General features: G+C 68.6%; 20 protein-coding genes. 9 read left to right on the forward strand and 11 right to left on the reverse strand.

What is annotated here, in order from left to right; genetic code table 11:
- Nucleotides 1-354: 354 nt before the first annotated feature.
- The 3 genes from M1M07_RS10905 to M1M07_RS10915 all read left to right on the forward strand — a co-directional run bounded on the left by M1M07_RS10905 (nucleotide 355) and on the right by M1M07_RS10915 (nucleotide 5737).
- Entirely contained in the window at nucleotides 355-2586 is a 2232-nt protein-coding gene (locus M1M07_RS10905; RefSeq protein ID WP_248674168.1) for an MMPL family transporter, read from the forward strand.
- Between the two features lie 110 nt (nucleotides 2587-2696).
- Nucleotides 2697-4103 (forward strand): selenium-binding family protein, encoded by a 1407-nt coding sequence (locus M1M07_RS10910; protein ID WP_248674169.1) that lies wholly within the window; start codon nucleotides 2697-2699, stop codon nucleotides 4101-4103.
- A gap of 44 nt (nucleotides 4104-4147) precedes the next feature.
- Nucleotides 4148-5737 (forward strand): bifunctional 3'-5' exonuclease/DNA polymerase, encoded by a 1590-nt coding sequence (locus M1M07_RS10915; RefSeq protein WP_248674170.1) that lies wholly within the window; start codon nucleotides 4148-4150, stop codon nucleotides 5735-5737.
- On the opposite strand, the gene M1M07_RS10920 is transcribed toward M1M07_RS10915, so the two are convergent.
- From M1M07_RS10920 to M1M07_RS10935, 4 genes are read right to left on the reverse strand one after another with little or no spacing between them, the layout of a single operon-like run.
- Nucleotides 5686-6576 (reverse strand): AlkA N-terminal domain-containing protein, encoded by an 891-nt coding sequence (locus M1M07_RS10920; RefSeq protein ID WP_248674171.1) that lies wholly within the window; start codon nucleotides 6574-6576, stop codon nucleotides 5686-5688. The two genes, M1M07_RS10915 and M1M07_RS10920, sit on opposite strands and share 52 nt — an antisense overlap.
- A complete protein-coding gene (locus M1M07_RS10925) occupies nucleotides 6573-7160 on the reverse strand; it encodes a methylated-DNA--[protein]-cysteine S-methyltransferase (RefSeq protein WP_248674172.1) in 588 nt (195 codons plus the stop codon). Before M1M07_RS10925 ends, M1M07_RS10920 begins: the two co-directional genes overlap by 4 nt.
- A complete protein-coding gene (locus M1M07_RS10930) occupies nucleotides 7157-7657 on the reverse strand; it encodes an RNA polymerase sigma factor (protein ID WP_248674173.1) in 501 nt (166 codons plus the stop codon). Before M1M07_RS10930 ends, M1M07_RS10925 begins: the two co-directional genes overlap by 4 nt.
- Nucleotides 7644-8141 carry a methylated-DNA--[protein]-cysteine S-methyltransferase gene (locus M1M07_RS10935; RefSeq protein WP_248674174.1) on the reverse strand — a complete coding sequence of 166 codons (498 nt, stop codon included), beginning with the start codon at nucleotides 8139-8141 and terminating at the stop codon, nucleotides 7644-7646. Before M1M07_RS10935 ends, M1M07_RS10930 begins: the two co-directional genes overlap by 14 nt.
- Nucleotides 8142-8323: 182 nt before the next feature.
- Between M1M07_RS10935 and M1M07_RS10940 the strand changes: the two genes are divergently transcribed.
- From M1M07_RS10940 to M1M07_RS10955, 4 genes are all read left to right on the forward strand, one after another.
- Entirely contained in the window at nucleotides 8324-9067 is a 744-nt protein-coding gene (locus tag M1M07_RS10940) for a GNAT family N-acetyltransferase (RefSeq protein WP_248674175.1), read from the forward strand.
- Between the two features lie 55 nt (nucleotides 9068-9122).
- Nucleotides 9123-9737, forward strand: a complete 615-nt coding sequence (locus M1M07_RS10945) for a maleylpyruvate isomerase N-terminal domain-containing protein (protein ID WP_248674176.1) — start codon at nucleotides 9123-9125, stop codon at nucleotides 9735-9737.
- Between the two features lie 183 nt (nucleotides 9738-9920).
- Nucleotides 9921-11336 carry a pyridoxal-phosphate dependent enzyme gene (locus M1M07_RS10950; RefSeq protein WP_197251543.1) on the forward strand — a complete coding sequence of 472 codons (1416 nt, stop codon included), beginning with the start codon at nucleotides 9921-9923 and terminating at the stop codon, nucleotides 11334-11336.
- Nucleotides 11337-11418: 82 nt separating this feature from the next.
- Nucleotides 11419-12051 (forward strand): ribulose 1,5-bisphosphate carboxylase large subunit, encoded by a 633-nt coding sequence (locus M1M07_RS10955; RefSeq protein WP_197251542.1) that lies wholly within the window; start codon nucleotides 11419-11421, stop codon nucleotides 12049-12051.
- Nucleotides 12052-12099: 48 nt separating this feature from the next.
- On the opposite strand, the gene M1M07_RS10960 is transcribed toward M1M07_RS10955, so the two are convergent.
- The 5 genes from M1M07_RS10960 to M1M07_RS10980 form a co-directional block, all read right to left on the reverse strand.
- On the reverse strand, nucleotides 12100-12837 hold the full coding sequence (locus M1M07_RS10960; protein ID WP_248674235.1) for an SDR family oxidoreductase: 738 nt from the start codon (nucleotides 12835-12837) through the stop codon (nucleotides 12100-12102).
- A gap of 14 nt (nucleotides 12838-12851) precedes the next feature.
- Nucleotides 12852-13883, reverse strand: a complete 1032-nt coding sequence (locus M1M07_RS10965) for a phosphotransferase family protein (protein ID WP_197251541.1) — start codon at nucleotides 13881-13883, stop codon at nucleotides 12852-12854.
- Complete coding sequence (locus M1M07_RS10970; protein ID WP_197251540.1) at nucleotides 13880-15097, reverse strand: acyl-CoA dehydrogenase family protein; 1218 nt, start codon at nucleotides 15095-15097, stop codon at nucleotides 13880-13882. The genes M1M07_RS10965 and M1M07_RS10970 overlap by 4 nt, the downstream gene beginning before the upstream one ends.
- A gap of 89 nt (nucleotides 15098-15186) precedes the next feature.
- The gene (locus M1M07_RS10975) at nucleotides 15187-15813 is read right to left on the reverse strand and encodes a TetR/AcrR family transcriptional regulator (protein WP_197251539.1); all 627 of its coding nucleotides are present in this window, start codon (nucleotides 15811-15813) and stop codon (nucleotides 15187-15189) included.
- Between the two features lie 51 nt (nucleotides 15814-15864).
- Entirely contained in the window at nucleotides 15865-16992 is a 1128-nt protein-coding gene (locus M1M07_RS10980) for an NDMA-dependent alcohol dehydrogenase (protein ID WP_248674177.1), read from the reverse strand.
- Between the two features lie 150 nt (nucleotides 16993-17142).
- Here M1M07_RS10980 and M1M07_RS10985 point away from each other — a divergent pair, with 150 nt between their 5' ends.
- Nucleotides 17143-17583: an SRPBCC family protein gene (locus M1M07_RS10985; protein ID WP_197251538.1), complete on the forward strand. Its 441-nt coding sequence runs from the start codon at nucleotides 17143-17145 to the stop codon at nucleotides 17581-17583.
- Nucleotides 17584-17685: 102 nt separating this feature from the next.
- On the forward strand, nucleotides 17686-18300 hold the full coding sequence (locus M1M07_RS10990; RefSeq protein WP_248674178.1) for a dihydrofolate reductase family protein: 615 nt from the start codon (nucleotides 17686-17688) through the stop codon (nucleotides 18298-18300).
- A 172-nt stretch (nucleotides 18301-18472) separates the two neighbouring features.
- Here the strand turns inward: M1M07_RS10990 and M1M07_RS10995 are convergent, their stop codons facing one another.
- Both M1M07_RS10995 and M1M07_RS11000 read right to left on the reverse strand, forming a co-directional pair.
- A complete protein-coding gene (locus M1M07_RS10995) occupies nucleotides 18473-18889 on the reverse strand; it encodes a CD225/dispanin family protein (protein WP_197251561.1) in 417 nt (138 codons plus the stop codon).
- A gap of 15 nt (nucleotides 18890-18904) precedes the next feature.
- On the reverse strand, nucleotides 18905-19486 hold the full coding sequence (locus tag M1M07_RS11000) for a TetR/AcrR family transcriptional regulator (RefSeq protein WP_248674179.1): 582 nt from the start codon (nucleotides 19484-19486) through the stop codon (nucleotides 18905-18907).
- Nucleotides 19487-19513: the final 27 nt, after the last annotated feature.

Raw genomic sequence — 19513 nt, forward strand, 5'->3', positions numbered from 1 at the left:
TCCCCGCCCCACGCCCGTGCCTGCACGCGTCTGCCGGAAATGCGCGCGCCCGTATCCCCATGCCAGAGCGGCGGTGACAGCCAGTGTGGGGATGTCCCACTGCCATGAACCGATAGCGGTGGACAGCGTCAGCGGAGTCTCGACGATCGACACCGCCACATTGTGCGCCCACGTGACAACGCCCGACCGCTCCGGGCTACGGACATTTACCGCCCTTGACCTTGCCTTTTGAACACGAATGGCCGCCGACGCCACCCTCTCACCCGTTCACGGAAGCAATGGTCGAGCGGTCCCGGCTCCGGCGTGTTGTACTGGGTGCCACGCGTCTACCGACCGGACGATTCAGGGGGCCCGATGGCCGAATCGGTATCGACGGAAACACGGAGCGACGACGGATCGATTCCGCCGCCACGGCGAAAGCTGCCGATCTTCACGATCGTCGCACTCGCGATCGTGGCGTTCCTCGTCGGCGGCATCGGCGGGTCGTTCCAGGCCAAACTCACCGAGGTCCAGAAGAACGACAACGCCTCGTTCCTGTCACGCACCGCGGAATCGACGCTCGTCGCCGACGAGACGGAACGATTCGTGCCCGTCCAGTCCCTGCCGGGTTCCGTGGTGTTCCACCGCGACAGCGGCCTGACCGACGCGGACCGTGCCGCCGTTGAATCCGCGCGCACCGCGATCGCCGGAGTGGAGGGTGTCGACGTCGAGGGCATGACCCCGACCGCATTCTCCGCCGACGGCACCACCGCCGCGGTGCCCGTGCCGCTTCTCGCCAGCCGTGACGGCACCGACGTCACCGGCGATCAGCTCGTCGCCACCGAGGAGGCGGTGCTCGACGCCGCGCGCACCGCCGTCGGCGACACCGGGCTCGCGGTGTATCCGGCCGGGGTCGGCGGGTTGCTCACCGCATTCATCGGCGCATTCGAGGGCATCGACAGCTCGCTGCTGCTGACGGCGCTCGCGGTGGTCGTGCTGATCCTGCTCGTCGTCTACCGCTCCCCCGTGCTGTGGGTGTTTCCGCTGTTGTCGGCGCTGCTCGCCCTCGGCATGGCGTCGATGATCGTGTACTTCCTCGCGAAGGCCGACATACTCACCCTCAACGGGCAGAGCCAGGGCATCCTGTTCGTCCTCGTGATCGGTGCCGGCACCGACTACGCCCTGTTGCTGGTGTCGCGCTACCGCGAGGAACTGCACACCTACCCGAACCGGTTCGACGCGATGATCCGCGCGTGGCGGGAGTCGGTGGGGGCTATCACTGCTTCTGCGGCGACCGTGACCGTGGCGCTGCTGTGCCTGATGTTCTCCGAACTCAATTCCAACAAGGGTCTCGGGCCGGTCGCGGCGATCGGCATCGCTTGCACCTACCTGGTGATGATGACGTTTTTGCCGGTGTCGCTGGCGGTCGCGGGCCGGTGGGTGTTCTGGCCGCGGCGGCCGATGCCCGATCATGCCGTCGACCTCGCCACGCACGGGATGTGGGGGCGGATCGCGTCGTGGGTGGGCCGGCACGACCGGCCGGCGTGGATCGGCACCACCCTCGCGCTGCTCGTGCTGTTCGCCGCGGGCATCGGCAGCCTGCACACCGACGGGCTCACGACCACCGAGAGCTTCACGACGAAACCGGACGCGGTGACCGGCCAGGAGCTCTACTCCGAGAAGTTCTCGCCCGGCGCCGGCGCACCCGCAGTCGTCACCGCGAACGCCGACACCACCGATGCCGTGATCGCGGCGATCTCCGGGGTCGAGGGCATCGCGACCGGGCCGGGGGCGGTGTGCCCGCAGATCGACTACGCGAAGGCGCGGGCCCTGCTCGCCGCGAATCCGAGTCTCGCGACCGCGCCGGTCGAAGGGTGCCCACCCGCGGCTCTGACGGTCGCCCCGATCGACGGCCGCACCATGATCAACGCCGAGCTCGCCGACTCCTACGATTCGCCCGCGGCGCTCGCCACGATCGAGCGACTGCGCGACGCCGTGCACGCCGTACCCGGTGCCGATGCGCGGGTCGGCGGCAACACGGCCGCGACCCTGGACGTGCAGCAGTCCTCGGTGCGCGACCGGAACCTCATCATCCCGATCGTTCTCGTCGTCATCTTCGTGGTGCTGGCCGTGCTGCTCCGGTCGCTGCTCGCGCCGCTGCTGCTCATCGCGACGGTGGTGCTGTCGTTCGCGACGGCCCTCGGTGTGAGCGGATTCTTCTTCACGCACGTCTTCGGATTCGCCGGCGCCGATCCCGCGTTCCCGCTGTTCGCCTTCGTGTTCCTGGTGGCGTTGGGCATCGACTACAACATCTTCCTGATGACGCGGGTTCGCGAGGAAACCGTGCGGCACGGCACCCGATCCGGGGTGCTGCGCGGGCTGGCCGTGACCGGTGGCGTCATCACCTCCGCGGGTGTGGTGCTGGCCGCGACATTCTCGGTGCTCGGGATCCTGCCGCTGGTGTTCCTCGCCGAGATCGGTTTCACGGTCGCGTTCGGGGTGCTGCTCGACACCATCGTGGTGCGCAGCATTCTCGTCCCGGCCCTCTCCCACGACCTCGGCCGGATCATCTGGTGGCCGTCGGCGTTGGCGCGCGGACGCCCGTAGGGCTTTTCCGACAAATGCTTCGGTCCGGACGACGGTGCTCACAACGGTTCCGCCCCTCGGACGGTTCTCGTACTCTGTGAAGTGGGGTCTCCTCGACGAAGGAGGCTGAAATGAGTCAGCCGATCACGGACCCGACCTTCTATCGGACGGCAGCGGACGCGGCCGCGGCGCCACCGGAGCGATTGGCCTACGTGGCCGCGTTCGATCGCGCGGCGGACAAACCCGACGCGATGAGCGTGATCGACGTGGATCCCGGCTCGGACACCTACGGCCGCGTGGTGGGCTGGACCGAGGTTCCCGGGCTGGGCAACGAGCTGCATCATTTCGGCTGGAACGCCTGCAGCAGCGCGTTGAAACACGAGGGCCACGATATGGCGGGGTTGGCGCGCCGATACCTGATCGTCCCGGGTCTGCGCTCGTCTTCCCTGTACGTGCTCGACACCCAGCCCGACCCGCGTCAACCCACCGTGACCAGGGTCGTGGACGCCGCCGATCTCGCCGCCAAGGCGGGCTACTCCCGACCGCACACGTTGCATTGCGGGCCGGACGGCGTGTTCATGACCTGCCTGGGCGGTGCCGACGGATCGGACGGCCCGGGCGGGATCGCCCTGCTCGATCACGGCACGTTCGACGTGCTCCGTCAATGGGAAACCGACCGGGGGCCACAATATTTCGCGTACGACGCTTGGTGGCATCTCAACCAGAACACGCTGATCAGCAGCGAATGGGGCACACCGTCGATGATCGAGGACGGGTTGGTACCCGAGCTGCTGCTGGCGAACGAGTACGGCCATGCGATTCACTTCTGGGACCTGTCCACGGGCGCGCACCAGCAGCGAGTGGACCTCGGCGCGCAGCACCAGATGCCGCTCGAGCTGCGCCCCTCGCACGACCCGGAGGCCACGTGGGGTTTCGTCGGCGTAGTCGTCTCGACCGAGGACCTGTCCGCGTCGGTATGGCGTTGGCACCGTGACGATGGCGGCTGGGCAGTGGACAAGGTGATCACCATCGCCGCCGAGCCGGCCGAGCCGGACCTGCTGCCGCCGGCGCTGAAGCCGTTCGGAGCGGTGCCTCCGCTGATCACCGACATCGACCTATCCGTCGACGACGCGTTCCTCTACGTCTCGTGCTGGGGCACCGGCGAACTCAAGCAGTTCGACGTGCGCGACCCCGCCCACCCGAGGCAGAGCGGATCCGTCCGGCTCGGCGGAATCGTCGGGCGCGGCGCACATCCGGCGGTACCGAGCGAGCCGCTGTCCGGCGGTCCACAGATGGTCGAGATCAGCCGGGACGGTAAGCGGGTCTACGTCACCAACTCCCTGTACGGCGCCTGGGACGACCAGTTCTACCCGGACGGGGTCGGCGCCTGGATGGCACTGCTGCACACCGACCCTCGCGGCGGGATGGCCATCGACGAGCGCTTCTTCCCACACGGCGAGGACTTTCGGGGCCTGCGGGCGCACCAGGTTCGCCTCCAGGGTGGCGACGCTTCGTCCGATTCCTACTGCTACCGGTAGCGACCGCCGGCGGGAATGTCGGAGGGTGCGGGCACACTGGACCGATGCGAATGGTCGTGGTCCCCGACGCCGCTGCGGGCGGGGAGACGCCGGGCGCGAGCATCGTCGCCGTCGACGACGCCGGTGGTCCGCTGGGCGCGGTGACCCGGCATCGCGATCTCGCCGAGGCCGTGCGCGACATCGAGGCCGCGGATCGTCCCCGATGGGTCTGGTCGAACACCGCCGCCGTGTATCCGGCGCTGTTGCGCGCCGGCGTGCGGGTTCAGCGATGCCACGACCTCGCGACCACCCGCGCGATCCTGGGCATGCGCGCGGGTGTGCCGGTTCCCCTGGGCGACGAGCCGATCGACGACCGTCCCGGCCTGTTCGACGCGGCACCCGCCGCCGACCCGAATGCGGTGATCACAGAATTCGCCGAGCAACGGGCGGCGCTGGCCGGCAACGCCCGGCTCGAACTGCTGGTGGCGGCGGAATCGGCGGGCACCCTCGCGGCCGCCGAGATGGGATTCGACGGACTGCCGTTCTCCGCCGACGCACACCGGCGGCTACTCGAGGACGCGCTCGGGCCACGGCCGCTCGGATACGACCTGCCCGTGCGGATCGCGGAGTTGAACGAGCGGATCGGGGACGCGTTCGGCCGTCGGCTCAATCCCGCTTCCCCCGCCGAGGTGATCGACGCGTTCCGCCGCGCCGGAATCGAGCTGACGTCGACCCGCAAGTGGGTGCTGCGGGAAATCGACCATCCCGCCGTGCCGTTGCTGCTGCAACACCGCGACCTGTCGAAGCTGTTCAGCGCCAACGGGTGGCAGTGGCTCGACACCTGGGTACGCGGGTCGCGGTTCCGGCCCGTGTACGTGCCGGGCGCGGTGGTGTCGGGCCGGTGGGCCAGCCGTGGTGGCGGCGCACTGCAGATTCCGAAATCATTGCGGTCCAGTGTGATTGCCGACCCGGGGCACACATTCGTGATCGCCGACGCCGGGCAGCTCGAACCACGGATCCTCGCGGCGATCTCGGGTGATCCCCGCATGGTCGCCGCGGCCGGCGCCGACGATCTGTATGCACCGGTCGCGGCGGACGTGTTCGGCGGCGACCGCGGCAAGGCGAAGGTCGCGATTCTCGCGGTCCTGTACGGCGGGACCTCCGGCGACGCGCGCCCGCTGTTACCCTTGCTGCGCAGTCGTTTTCCGATCGCCGTCGACTATGTGGAGCGGGCTGCCCGCGCCGGTGAACGTGGCGAGGTGGTGCATTCCTGGCTGGGACGGGCGTGCCCACCGCCGGAGGACGGTTTCCACGAGCACGGTGATGCCCGGGCGCGTGGTCGCTTCACTCGCAATTTCGTCGTGCAGGCCACCGCGGCAGAGTGGGCACTGTGCGTGCTCGCGGAACTGCGCCGGCGGCTCATGACGGATCCGGATCGTACCGTCGGCGAACTGGTGTTCTTCCAGCACGACGAGCTGGTGGTACACACCCGCAACCCGGATGCTGCGGCCGCGCACCTCCAGGCGTCGGTCGCGGTCGCAACGCGATTGTTGTTCGGCGACACCGCCGTCCGATTCCCGATGAAGATGTCGGTACGGACCTCCTACGCCGAGGGCGACGAACCGGCACCGGACGACTCGGAGGACGCCGAATAGACGGCTTCGGTCCACAGGTGTGTCGCGGCGTAAGCACGCCACGGGCTCCACGATTCGGCGCGGGCTTCGGCTTCACGGGCCGTTGCGACTCCGAGCGCGCGCCGCAGCACCAGGTCGCCGGACGGGTAGGCGTCACGGTCGCCGAGGGCACGCACCGACAGGTAGTCGACGGTCCACGGCCCGATTCCCGGCAGCGCCAGCAGCGCGGTCCGGAATTCCGGCAACGACGGGTGCAGTCCGTCGGCGACCGCGCGGGCCAGGACCTGTACGGTCCGTGCGCGAGACCGGGTCAGGCCCACCGCGGCGCGCAGTTCGTCGGGGTCGGCATCGGCGAGCCGGTGCGGCAGCGGGAAGCACGTGTATCCCTGCGGCGCGGGGTCGCCGTAGGCCGCGACGAGCCGCGCGGTGAAGGTGCACCCGGCCGCGACGCTGACCTGCTGGCCGATCACCGTCTGCACCGCCGTGTCGAACCAGTGGGTGGAGCCGAGCACCCGCAAACCGGGGCGGGCCACCACCAACGGCGCGAGCAGCGGGTCGACGCTCAGCGCGGCGTCGACAGCGACCGGGTCGGCGTCGAGATCGAGCCAGCGGCGCACAGCCTGCTCGAGTGCCGGGACGTCGCCGCGGTGGGTCGCATCGATCTCCGCCCGCACGGTAGCGGTGTCGCCCAGCGTGACGGTGACGACGGCCGGGCCGAGTTCGCCGCGCACCGCCCGCGTGTGGGTGCCGAGGGCCGCGTCGTGTCGTTCGAGACCGGGCACGGTGTGACCGCGCAGCGCCGCGAGCAGCGGCGCCGTCGCGAACGGCCCGGTCACCGGAAGGTCGACGACGGCGCTCACGCCGACGACTCCAACTGCAGCAGTGCGCGTTTGGCGTCGACACCGCCGACGTACTGTCCGATTCCGCCATCGCTGCGCACCACCCGGTGACACGGAACGATCACCGGCAGAGGATTTTTCGCGCATGCGGTGCCCACGGCCCGGACCGCGCGGGGGCTGCCCGAGGCTGCGGCGATCTCCGCATAGCTCGCGGTGTGCCCGTAGGCGATGGTCGGTAGGTGCACGATGACATCGCGTCGGAAACCGGTGGCGAGCCGCAGATCCAGCGGAAGGTCGAAGGTGTGGCGACGGCCGTGGAAGTACTCGTCGAGCTGTCGTGCCGCGGAGTCGAGCCGCGCGGGTGCTTCGAGGATGCGCGGACTGATCCGGGCGGCGAGGTCGTCGAGGATGTCGTCGTATCCATCGGATGCGAACGCGACCCGCACGATTCCGGCGCCGGTCGCGGCGACGAGCAGCGGTCCGACGGGCGAATCGACGACACGATAGGCGAGGTCGAGCAGACCGGCGGCTTCGGCGTCGACGACGAGGCGGGTGTGCAGCCACGCGAGATCCGTCGTGGACACCTCGGGGCGGGGAAGGTTCATCGCCGGGCTCCTGTCTCGAGCTGGTAGTGACGGCGCAGCGCGGCCCGTCCGTCGGCTGCGGCACGGCGGGCCGCGTCGGTGCTGTTCCCGAGGATCTCGGCGATCTCCGCGTACGGCAGACCCGCGACGTGGTGGTAGACGACGGCGGCGCGCTGTGTGAACGGCAGCGCCGCGACCGCCTGCCACAGTTCGTCGTCGCCGGAGCCTGGGATACCGGTGGAAGCCGGCCGCTCCGGCAGGGTCTCGGTGGGCACCGGGATGCGGGCGCGGACGCGGTGCACGTCGATCGCCTTGCGATGCGCGATGGTCACGAGCCACGCCTCGACATTGCGGCCGGGCTCGAGGTCCGGGTAGGCCCGCAATGCCGCGAGGAACGTTTCGGACCAGGCGTCGTCCGCGTCGACCGGCCCGAGCAGTGCCCGGCACACCCGCAGCACGGTCGCGCCGTGCGTCGCGACCACCCGTTCGAACGGCGGTAGCCGGTCAGGCCGGGGCATGAACGGTCCGGAACTCGCGGTCGAGGAGGAACCGTTTGCGATCGAGCCCACCCGCGTAACCGGTGAGGGTGCCGTCGCTGCCGATGACACGGTGGCACGGCACCACGATGCTCACCGGGTTCCGGCCGTTGGCCGCGGCGACCGCGCGGATCGCCGTGGGGCGACCGATCGCCGCTGCCAATTCCGCATACGTGCACGTGGAGCCGTACTCGATCGCGCGCAGCGCGGCCCAGACGCTGCGCTGGAACTCCGTTCCCACGAGCGTGAGCGGCATCGTGAACTCGGTGCGGTCCCCGGCGAAATACTCGTCGAGTTGCTCGCGGACCTGCTCGAAGCCGCGTTCGGTCTGCGAACCGAAGGTCGCCGGATCGGGACGATGCCGATGCTCGGCGAGGTACAGGCCGCTGAGTGCTCCGTCCGTCTGCACCAATGTCAGCGGTCCGATCGGTGAGTCGATGAACGTGTGGGTTCGCGTCGCGTTCACGGGTTCGATCCTTCCATCCGTCGTATACCGGGTAGACGCATCGACGGATGCAAACGTGAGATTACCGGCTCGATTTCCCGCTCGCCCCGAGCCGTCCTTCGGCCGCAGGCCCGTTGCGCGCAGCCTGAACAGAACCGGTGACAGGCGAAAGTTCCCGTGATCGAGTATCGAGCGTGCCCGAGGTGACCACAGCTTCTTCGACCACGATCGACACGACGGTGGACGAGGACGTCCACCCACTCGACGATCCCATCCGGCAGTCGCTGCGCGGAGTTCACGCGCATTTCGCGCGGTGGTCGGGTCGGATCGGCGGTTACCAACCGGACGTCGCGGGACACATCGGGCACCCGGCGGTGATGCGGGACGAGGATTGGGCGGATCTCGCCGCGCTCGTCGGACCGAGCACCGAGGTGGCGGTTCGCGGACCGGGACACGAGCCGCCGCAGGGCTGGGAGACGCTCGGCTCGTTCGGTCTCGTCCAGATGGACGGCACGGATCTGGTCGTCGAACCGGACCCCGACCTCGCGGTCCTCGGCACCGCCGACGTCCCGGAGATCCTCGATCTCGTGGCCCGCACCCGGCCGGGACCGTACCTTCCGCGGACCGTCGAGATGGGCACCTACCTGGGCATCAGGGTGGACGGGCGCCTGGTCGCGATGGCCGGGGAGCGTCTGCATCCGCCGGGATGGACCGAGATCAGCGCCGTGTGCACGGATGCCGAGTTCCGTGGGCGCGGGTTCGGCGCGCGCCTCGTGAGGGCCGTCGGTGCCGGGATCCGCGCACGCGGCGAGATCCCGTTCCTCCACGCGTCGGCGGCGAACACGACCGCGATCCGGCTCTACGAGAACCTGGGGTTCACCCTGCGCAAGCGATCCGTGTTGACGCGGGTGCGCACACCAGCCGAGCGGCCGATGGTCTGCCGGTAGAGGACATGCGTGGTTTCATTCTTCCGTCGGGTTCGATCTGTTCGACGGAGAAGACATGGAATCACCGGTAGCGACGTATGTGTCTGCGGTACGCAGTATCTCGGAGTTGATCCGCACCGTTCCGGAGAACCGCTGGAGCGGACCGGGGCTCGGCGAGTGGGACCTTCGCTCCCTGATCGGTCACGCCTCGCGCTCACTGACGACGGTCATGACGTACATCGACAACTCTGCCGACGCCGAGGACATCGCGAGCCCGGAGCAGTACTACGAACGCGTGAAGGAGCTGTCCTCGGTTCTCGGCGCGGACGAGATACTCGAACGCGGCCGGCAGGCAGGTGCCGACCTCGGTGACGACCCGGTGGCGTCCGTCGATGCTCTTGCGAAGGCGGTGCTCGAGCGGCTCGGTGCCGGTGAGGATCGGCGGATCCGGGTGATCGGAGGGTTGGGGATCCGGCTGCATTCCTATCTCCCCACGCGAACCTTCGAGCTCGCCGTCCACGGCCTCGATATCGCCGCCGCCGCGGGTGTCCCCTACACGCCTCCCGACGATGTCCTGGTCGAGTCCACGCTGCTGGCGGCGAGAATCGCCGTAGCGCTCGGTGACGGGGCGACCGTACTGAGGGCGCTGACCGGTCGGATCTCCCTGCCCGGAGGCTATTCCGTCGTATAGCTGCGCAACCGGGTGCGCACGCCGGTCGGGCAACGGCCGGTCGGGCAACGGCCGGTCGGGCACCCAGAGCGGAATCCGACCACGGTGAGGCGAACCCTGTCGCCCGTGAAGGGAAGCTGACACGCTCCTCGTCGACGGAAACAGCACACCGACCGCTGTGGTCGATCCGAAGGGTGGACGACGATGACAATCCTCGAGGGGCAGGTGGAGGATCCTTCCACGCTCGGTGTCTTCGATTCGATCGCCGATGCCGTCGGCAACACGCCCCTCGTTCGGCTGAATGCGGTCACCGAGGGCATCGAGGCCGCCGTGTTCGCGAAACTGGAGTTCCTCAATCCCGGTGGGAGCGTGAAGGATCGGGCAGCGCTGGCGATGATCCGAGCCGCGGAGGAATCGGGTGAACTCGGACCGGGCGGCACGATAGTGGAGGGGACATCCGGCAACACCGGTGTCGGACTGAGCCTGATCGCTGCCGCGCGGGGCTACCGCTCGGTCGTCGTGGTACCGGACAAGACCAGCGCGGAGAAGATCGCCCTCCTCCGTGCGCACGGTGCAACTGTGCACGTGACACCCGGTGGCCGACCCAGTCACCATCCGGACTTCGTGCGCAATGTGGCGGCCCGGTTGGCCTCCGAAATCCCCGGAGCCTGGCTCGCCGGGCAGTACGCCAATCCCGCCAACCCGGGCGCGCATCGCGCGACGACCGGCCCGGAGATCTGGCGCCAGACCCGTGGCCGCATCACCCATTTCGTCGCCGGTATCGGAACGGGCGGAACCATCACGGGCGCAGGTGAATATCTGTCTGCGGTATCCGAGGGCGCGGTCACGGTTGTCGGCGCCGACCCCGAGACCTCCGTTTACGGCGGCGGCGACGGACGCGCCTGGTACGTCGAAGCGGTCGGTCACTTCCTGCATCCGCAGACGGTGGTAGACGAGTGGCCGGACTCGTACCGGCCGGACGTCGTCGATCGGATCGAGCGGATCCCGGACGCCGAGGCGTTGTCGGTGGTGCACCGGCTGGCCCGGGAGGAAGGCTTGCTCGTCGGGGGCTCCGCCGGCACCGCGGTCGCAGCGGCCCTCCGTGTCGCGAGGACGCTCGGACCCGACGACGTGGTGGTCGTGATCGTGCCCGATTCCGGGCGGTCGTACCTGTCCAAGTACTTCGACGACGAATGGCTCGGCCGACTCGGATTCACCCTGTTCCACGGCGTGTCGGAACCCACCGTGAAAGAAATCCTCGGACGGTTCGGCACCCCTGTTCGTACCGTGCCGTCCGACGCGACGGTTGCGCAGGCGCGGGACGTGCTTGCCGATGCCCCGGCACTGCCGGTCGTGCTGGCTCGCCCGGCCGCAGGCGGCACGGTCGTCGCGGAGGTCTTCGGTTCCGTCTCCGCGGCAACGCTGGCCGCTGCTCCTGTGGACGATCCGATCGGCGACCACCTCGAACCGCCGCTTCCCGTGGTGGGTGTCACCGAGTCCGCGATCGCCGCGTTGCACAGGATCGGTGACCACGACGGCGCGGTCGTCGTCGCCCGTGACGGACGCGCAACCCGGCTCGTGGACGCGAGCATCCTCCGCGATCCGGTGCCGGGACACTGAGAGGCCCGGCCCGCACCGGTTGCTCGGCGTCCTTCCCGACTCCTCCGCAAGGGGCGTGACAGCCGTCCGGCAGGATGAGCGCATGTTGTCGCTTTTCGCCGTTCCCCTCGGTGCCGCCCGCGGCGTTCTGGACAGGACCGTGGAGGTCGCCGAGTTCGCGGTGTCCGTCCCGGGCCGCGTCGTGAATCTGCTCGAAACGACCGAGGCCCTGGTGGCACGTATCGACAACGTGGTCACCGATGCGCGCGAGATCGTCGCGCGGATCGACGATGTGGTCACCGACGCCCGCGCGACCGTCGGTCGGGTCGACGCGGTCGTCGACCGCAGCTCCGCGGTGGTCGTGGAGGTGACCGCCGTCGCGGACAGTGCGCAGGAGGTGGTGGCCTCCGTTGCCCGTACGTCCGAAACGGCGAGCGAGCTGCTCGACACCTACGCGCCGGTGGCCCGGCAGGCGGCTCCGCTCGCCACCCAGTTCATCGAGGAGCTCAGCGCCGAGGAAGTGCACGCGGCGGTCGTGCTGCTCGATCAGCTGCCCGAGCTCGCGGATCGGATGACGGCACTGATGCCGATCCTCGGCACCCTCGAGACCGTCGCCCCGGAGATCCACGAACTGCTCGGGGTCGCGAAGGACGTGCGGCAGGCGATCGTCGGCGTGCCGGGATTCAGCTTCCTGCGCCGACGCGGCGAGGAGAAGGAGAACGGCGACGACGCCTGACCGTGTGCGCGGTCAGGCGTCGTTGAAGTTCACCGTCGGTTCGGGGATCTATGCCCGGTAGCCGTCCGTCCCGGCCCGGCTGAGCACGAGCCGCGACAGGACCGCTCGCGAGGACAGCTTGAGCAACGCGTCGACGATTTCGACGACGTCGTTCACCTCGAGCATCTCGTTCGCGGGGATCTTCTCCTTGATCCAATCCGACATGTCGGTGTCGACGTAGGCCGGGGCGATCGCCGACGCGCTGATCCCGTTGGCCGATTCCTCGGCGTTGAGAGTTTCGACGAGGGAGATGAGCGCGGCCTTCGTCGCACCGTAGACGGACAGCCCCGGTTCCGAATACACGCCGGTGATCGACGACAGCGCAATCACTTTCGCACCACGATCCGGCTGGGCAGCGGCGGCGGAACGCAGCAGCGGCAGCGATGCCTGCAGCAGCGCGAACGGTGCGGCCAGATTCACCGCGAGGGTCTTGTCGAAGCGGCGCATCGGGAACTCGGCGATGTTGCCGGCGGTGCCCACACCCGCGTTGAGCACGAGAGCCCGCATGGTCCCGAAGGTTTCCTCGTGGGCACCGACGACCTGCACGGCGGCGGCCGGGTCGGTGAGATCGACGGCGACGGACCGCACCTCAGGTGCACCCGCTTCGAGCAGTTGCGCGGCGACCTTGTCGAGGCGCTCCGGGTCACGGGCGCTGATGGTCAGCCCGTAGCCCTGCTCGGCGAGGCGGATGGCGACCCCGAGTCCGATTCCGCGGGAAGCGCCGGTGATCAGCGCGCTGCGGTTCAGCTTGCTATCGGAGCTCACGACGTCTGTCCTTTCAGCGCAGCGAGGCCGGCGGCCACGAACGCGGGGACGGAGTCCCCGGCCTTGTCGAATCCGTCACCGATGGTCGCGCCGGCGCGCCAACGGTGGTCGATGCCCTGGGCGATCACTGCGAGCTTGAAGTTTGCAAGGGCGAGATAGAAATTCCAGTGCGGGATGTCGCGTCCGGTCGCGACCGCGTACTTCTGGGCGAGGTCGTCGGTGGACGGCAGCCGCGGACTGGTCCACGCGGCGGGCATGCCGAGCACCAGGTCGAGCGCGGGATTGCGGTACACGCACATCAGCGCGAGGTCGGTGAACGGGTCTCCGAGCGTCGCCAGCTCCCAGTCGACCACGGCCACAACCTTTCCCACGTCGTCGCCGGCGAGGATGGTGTTGTCGATGCGGTAGTCGCCGTGGACGATGGACGGCGCGGGCGATTCGGGGATCGAGTCGGCCAACGCCGCGTGCAGCCGGTCGATGTCGGGCAGGTCGCGGGACTTGACCCGCTCCCACTGCCCGGCCCACAGCTTCACCTGCCGGGTCACGTAGCCGTCCGGGCGACCGAACTCACCCAGCCCGGCGGCGCGGTAGTCGACATTGTGCAGTGCGACGAGTACGCGCACGAGTTCGTCGGTGCACGACTCGATTTCGGCATCGCTGAGGGCGTCGAGATCGTCCTTGCTGCGAATCACCTGGCCGTCGACACGCTCGACGACGGTGAACGGAGCACCCATCACCGCGTCGTCCTCGCACAGCGCGACCGTGCGCGCGACCGGGACGGCGGAGTTCTGCAGCGCATCCGCGACGCGGTATTCACGGGCGACGTCGTGCGCCGACGGGGTGAGCCCCGCGGTGGGGGGACGACGCAGCACCCAGTCGGACACGCCGTCCGAGATGCCGTAGGTGAGGTTCGATTTGCCGCCGGAGATCAGTTCGGCGCGCAATTCGCCGCCGACGGGAACTCCGGAGGATTCGAGGAAGCGTTGCAGGGCAGGAAGATCCAGTCCCTCGTGCTTCACGGCCGTCACGACTGCGCCGCCTTCGCGGCAGCGGCCTTGCGGGCGGCGCCGACGGTGCGCTTGGCGATGGCCCAGCGGTGCACCTCGGACGGCCCGTCGTACACGCGGAACGGGCGGACCTCGCGGGACAGGCGCGCGAGCGGCAGGTCCTCGGACACGCCCAGCCCGCCGCACATCTGCACCGAACGGTCCACGATGCGGAAGATGGCCTCGGCCGCGAAGGTCTTGGCGATGGAGGTCTCGTTCCCCGCGTGCGATCCGCCGTCGAGCGCCCAGCACGCCTGCACGAGCAGAGCGCGAGTGGCGGCGATGTCGATCTCGTTGTCGGCGATCATCTTCTGGATCATGCCGAGGTCGCCGAGACGAGAACCGAAACCCTCGCGTTCGGCGACGTAGCCGACGGCGACGTCGTGGCCGCGGCGGGCGGCGCCGAGCCAGCGCATCACGTGCGTCATGCGGGCGGGTCCGAGGCGGACCTGTGCGTAGGCGAAGCCCTGGTCGACCTCACCGAGCACCGCGGAATCCGGAACGAAGACGTCCTCGAAGAAGACCTCGCAGTGGCCGCCGATCATCGACTTGTCGAGGGTGTTGATGTGGCGGCCGACCTTCAGTCCGGGGGTGTCGGCGGGGGCGAGGAACATCGTCGCGCCGCCGCGCTGGCCGGGCTCGCCGGACGTGCGGGCCATGATGATGAAGAATCCGGCTCCGTCGGCTCCGGTGATGAAGTGCTTGTGGCCGTTGATCTTCCATCCACCAGCGACCTTCTCGGCCCGGGTGCGCAGCGCATTGGGATCGGCACCCGCGCCGGGAGCGGGTTCGGTCATGGCGAACGCGGAGCGGGTGTCACCAGCCGCGAGCGGTGCCAGGAACTGCTGCTTCTGCTCGTCGGTGGCGATGTGCGCGAGCATGTGCATGTTGCCCTCGTCGGGCGCGGCGATGTTCAGCGCGATCGGCCCGAACAGGGAGTAGCCCGCCGCCTCGAACACCGGGGCACGATCGACCATGCCGAGTCCGTGACCGCCGTACTCGACCGCCACGTGCGGGGCGAAGACACCGGCTTCCTTGGCCGCCTTCTGCAGCTCGATGCGGGCAGCCTCGCCGCCGGCCGCGGCGATGTCACCGCCGTGGGCATCCTCGACGGGCAATACCACGTCGCGGATGAAGTCCTCGGTCTTCGCGACCAGGTCGACCACCTGATCGGGATACGACAAATCGACAGCCATCGCGCACTCCTTCCGTCACCGACCGATCGATCGCTCGGTCGTATCCACGGTGACACATCGACACCGGAAGGGTCAACCCTGGGGCGAAGTCAGCGAGCGCCGACGGCGCTGCGTGCGATGGCCAGATACCGCTCGACGATCTCGTCCGGCGGCAACGGACCGTCGGCCCGATACCAACTGGCCACCGCCACGCACATCGTCGTCACGGCCCGGCTCGCGTCCTCCGGATAGGGCGTCGTGAACTCTCCCGCAGCGACGCCGTCACGCACGATCTCGTCGACCATGCGCTGCTGGGTGTCCCTCAGTGCGACGAATGCCTCCCGGCTCTCGGGTTCCATGCTGCGCATCTCGGTGGATGCGATGAATGCCTCGTTGCGCCGGAACATGTGGAATCGCAGCAGCGACTCGACGACCGCATCGAACCGCTCCGACGGTGTCGGGCCCGCCTCGGCGAGAGCCCGGCGACTGCGGTCGAGCAGGTCGTTCATCACCGTCGTGGTCAGCGACATCAGCAGCGCTTGCTTCGACGGATAGTGGTGATAGAGCCCGGGAACCGAGAGTCCTGCACGCGAGGCGATCTCACGGATCGAGGTGCCGTCGTAGCCACGTTCGGCGAACGCCTCGAGCGCAGCTACCAGCGGTTTCGGCAGCACCGCCGGTTCGTACGTCCGCCACGAGCCGGGACTGCCGGCGTCGGTTTCCTCTCGGGTGTCCATGGAGACACCGTAGGCGACGCCGGCAGCCCCGTTCGACCGTCCGCGCAGGAATCAGTAGTCGTTGTCGCCGTACAGGACGACCCCGCGCAGGTTCTTCCCGTCGTGCATGTCCGCGTAGCCCTGGTTGATGTCCTCGAGCTTGTACGTCGTGGTGACCAGGCCGTCGAGTTCGAGTTGCCCGCTGCGGTACAGGTCGAGCAGCTTCGGGATCTGCGATCGTGGTCCGACGCCACCGAAGATGGCACCCTGCAGGCGCTTCTGCAGGAGGGTGAGCTCGAACAGGCTCAACGTGACCTGGGTGTCGGTCGCCGCACCCATACCGGTCACGACGACCTGGCCGCCCTTGGCGGTCAGCCCCAGAGCCGGCGCGATCATGTCACCGTGGATCTCGCCGACGGTGATGATCGTGACCTCTGCCATTGCGCCCCAGGTGATCTCGCTGATGACCGGGGCTGCCTCCTCGATCGACGCGAACGTGTGGGTGGCGCCGAATTCGACGGCCTTGTCGCGCTTGAACTGCACCGGGTCGATCGCCACGACGTGCCGCGCGCCCGCGTGGGCCGCGCCCTGTACCGAGTTGATACCGACACCGCCGACGCCGATCACGACGACGGTGTCGCCGACCTGGGTGCCACCGATCGCAGTGGCCGATCCCCACCCGGTGGCGACACCGCAGCCGAGCAGCGCCGCCTTCTCGAGCGGGATATCTTTCTCGATCTTGATGACGGAGGCTTCGTTGACGGTGACGTACGGCGCGAACGTGCCCAGCAGGCACATCTGGATGACCGGTTCGCCGCGCAGGCTCACCCGATATGAGCCGTCCGAGATGGCCTGACCGGTGAGCAGACCCGCACCCAGGTCGCAGATGTTCTGCAGGCCCTTCGCACACGACCGGCAACGGCCGCACGCGGGAATGAACGCGAGGACAACGTGGTCGCCCTCCTCGAGGTTCGTCACGCCGGGCCCGACCTTGGTGACGACGCCGGCGCCCTCGTGGCCACCGAGGATCGGGTAGAAGGGCAGCGGCGTCGCTCCGCTGCGGAGGTGTTCGTCGGAATGGCACAGACCGGACGCGGCCAGGCGGACCTGCACCTCACCGGCGACCGGGTCACCCAGGTCGATCTCGTCGATTTCCCAGGGCTGACCGATTCCCTTCAACACTGCGGCCTTGATCTTCACGAACCCCTCCATCGGTTGCTTGTGTGACACGCGTCACCGCGAGTGAAACAGGCGGACAGAGGTTCGGCAGCAAAATCGCCGAACCGTTTTCCTCCGTCCAACTTCCCGCTACAGTCGGTAACAGTAATTTGCGTCACGAAGGGTTCGACGATGTTCCACGTCCGGCACAGCGCCGTCGCCGCAGTTCCTCTGGATATCGCGTTCGCATACGTGGACGATCACCGCACGGTCCCCGAGTGGATGTTCGGGGTCAGCCGGTTCGAGCCGGTCGGGGCCCAGGTCAGCGGGCTCGGCGCGGTCTTCGACGCCGCGATGCAGATCGGCCCGAAGAGCCTCGACACCCGCCTCGAGGTCGTCGAATGGGAACGCGACCGCATCATCGTGCTCAACTCGGTCGCGGGTTTCCGCACGTCGTCGAGTTGGACCTTCACCGACCTCGGCGACTCCTCCCGGCTCGACGTCGACTTCGGGTACGAGCTGCCCGGCGGCCTCGCCGGGCGCGCGCTGGGGATGCTCATCGAACCGGTCGTCGGCACCGCGGTCCGCCAGACCGAGCAGGCGCTGCGCACGCGCCTCGGCCAGTTGGTCTGATCAGAAGTTGCCGCGGGCGGCTGCTTTCGCCTATCGCCGCCCCGATGAATTCCGCTCCGCCCGGCGGTCTGATCCCTGTGGAACCCCCGAAGGGAGAAGCGGATGAAACTCACGGTGACCACGTTCGTCTCGATCGACGGAGTCGCACAGGGTCCGGGCGGACCCGAGGAGGATCTCAGCGGTGGCTTCGAGCGCGGTGGTTGGGTGGTGCCGCTGTTCGACGACGACACCGGCGCCTTCATCGAGGAAGTGTTCGGCCGGGTCGATGCGTTCCTGCTCGGCAGGAAGACCTACGACATCTTCGCCGCGTCGTGGCCGAACGCCACCGACCCCGACGACATCGTCGCCAACCGGCTCAACACCCTGCCCAAGTTCGTCGCCTCCACCACGCTGACCGACCCGAAGTGGGGACCGACCACCGTACTCGACGACGACATCGTGTCTGCCGTGGCCGAGCTGAAGACCCGTCCCGGTCGTGAACTACAGGTTCACGGCAGTCTCGAGCTCGTGCGCACGCTCCACGAACACGATCTCGTGGACGAGTACAACCTGCTGACGTTCCCGGTCGTCGTCGGTCAGGGTCGCCGGCTGTTCGCCGAACGCGGTCTCGATACCCGGATGTCGCTCGTCGAGTCGCGCAGCACGAGCACGGGCGTGATCATCGCGGTGTACCGGCGGGAAGGGCGTGCCGAATTCGGAACGATGGAAGTCGAGTGAGTTCGATCCGGTCGGGAACTCGGTGAGCCCAGTGACACCCGGTTCGTGCTCACCCCTCCTCGAGCACGAATCCTGCTGGGCTACAGAACCTCTGACGTTCCCGACCGGATCAGCCGGCCGGCCGGACGCTGTCGATACGGATGTTTCGACGTCGACGCCGACCCGCCGACGGTCAGCGGTACGAGTAGTCCGAGTACGACGGGAGATCGTTCATCGCCGACATGGCAGCGGCGAAGATGACCACGTAGAACACGATCAGCGCGACGACGAAGATCGCCCACACGAGCAACGCGATCCTGCCGAGTCGCTTCGCGCTGTCCGACGACGCCTGCGCACCCGCGTAGTCGCCCATCGCCCACAGCGGGTACACCTTCGCCGCGTGCGAGAGCGCCGAGAATGCGAGCGGCCAGAAGAAGATCAGTGCCGCGACCGCCCAGCCCGTGTTCTGCGGCGGCAGCGCCGGGCGGATCTGCTCGACGGGAGCGTTGTACTGGAATCCGCCGGGCCGAATGTTCTGAACCTGTTGATGTTCCCACGACTTTGTGGGCCTTCGGCCCCGGTGTGCCTTTCTGGCGGTCAGGGCCGCCAGAAAGGCACACCGCCGTTACAGCGCCGCGCGCGCTCCGGCGATGTACGCGTCGGCGTCGAAATCCTCGATCAACGATTTCTGGACGATGAATCCCTGGGCGAGACCCAGAACGATCGGCGCGCGTTCGGCGGCCCATGTACGCGGGGCGGTTCCGATCGCGGACGGATTCTCCTCGGCCCACGCGGCGAGCAGGTCCGTCACGAAGGCGCGCAGTCGGCCGAACACCGCGCGGACGAGTTCACCGATTTCGGGGTCGATGGTGCCCTCCGCCCACAGCTGGAGGACGGCGCTGCCGAGTCCGCCTTCGTCGAGCTTGTGCAGGAGTGCGGCGATGATGTCGCCGGGCCCTTCGACCGCGAATCCGCTGTCGTCCGTGAGTGCACTGCCCCGATCGCCGAGTACGTGGTCGGCGACGGCGACGAGGAGCTCCTGCTTGCCGCCGAAGTAGCCGTAGATCGCGCCGGCCGACAAACCGGATTCGGCGATGATGTCGGCCATCGTCGTGCGCTGGTATCCCGAGCGCGCGAAGCAGCGCAGGGCGGCATCGATGATCTCCGCGCGCCGCGCGACACGATGCGCCTGACTGACTCTGGGCACGACCGGTTTTCCTTCCATCCTCTCGAG

Origin of the sequence: Rhodococcus sp. HM1 (genome assembly GCF_023218075.1) — a bacterium.
Classification (GTDB): domain Bacteria; phylum Actinomycetota; class Actinomycetes; order Mycobacteriales; family Mycobacteriaceae; genus Rhodococcus.

Excerpts from the sequence above, each read along its gene's own strand:
- M1M07_RS10905 (WP_248674168.1), top strand. The coding sequence starts at position 355 with ATGGCCGAATCGGTATCGACGGAAACACGGAGCGACGACGGATCGATT.
- M1M07_RS10910 (WP_248674169.1), top strand. The coding sequence starts at position 2,697 with ATGAGTCAGCCGATCACGGACCCGACCTTCTATCGGACGGCAGCGGAC.
- M1M07_RS10915 (WP_248674170.1), top strand. The coding sequence starts at position 4,148 with ATGCGAATGGTCGTGGTCCCCGACGCCGCTGCGGGCGGGGAGACGCCG.
- M1M07_RS10925 (WP_248674172.1), bottom strand. The coding sequence starts at position 7,160 with ATGAACCTTCCCCGCCCCGAGGTGTCCACGACGGATCTCGCGTGGCTG.
- M1M07_RS10930 (WP_248674173.1), bottom strand. The coding sequence starts at position 7,657 with ATGCCCCGGCCTGACCGGCTACCGCCGTTCGAACGGGTGGTCGCGACG.
- M1M07_RS10945 (WP_248674176.1), top strand. The coding sequence starts at position 9,123 with ATGGAATCACCGGTAGCGACGTATGTGTCTGCGGTACGCAGTATCTCG.
- M1M07_RS10950 (WP_197251543.1), top strand. The coding sequence starts at position 9,921 with ATGACAATCCTCGAGGGGCAGGTGGAGGATCCTTCCACGCTCGGTGTC.
- M1M07_RS10955 (WP_197251542.1), top strand. The coding sequence starts at position 11,419 with ATGTTGTCGCTTTTCGCCGTTCCCCTCGGTGCCGCCCGCGGCGTTCTG.
- M1M07_RS10970 (WP_197251540.1), bottom strand. The coding sequence starts at position 15,097 with ATGGCTGTCGATTTGTCGTATCCCGATCAGGTGGTCGACCTGGTCGCG.
- M1M07_RS10975 (WP_197251539.1), bottom strand. The coding sequence starts at position 15,813 with ATGGACACCCGAGAGGAAACCGACGCCGGCAGTCCCGGCTCGTGGCGG.
- M1M07_RS10985 (WP_197251538.1), top strand. The coding sequence starts at position 17,143 with ATGTTCCACGTCCGGCACAGCGCCGTCGCCGCAGTTCCTCTGGATATC.
- M1M07_RS10990 (WP_248674178.1), top strand. The coding sequence starts at position 17,686 with ATGAAACTCACGGTGACCACGTTCGTCTCGATCGACGGAGTCGCACAG.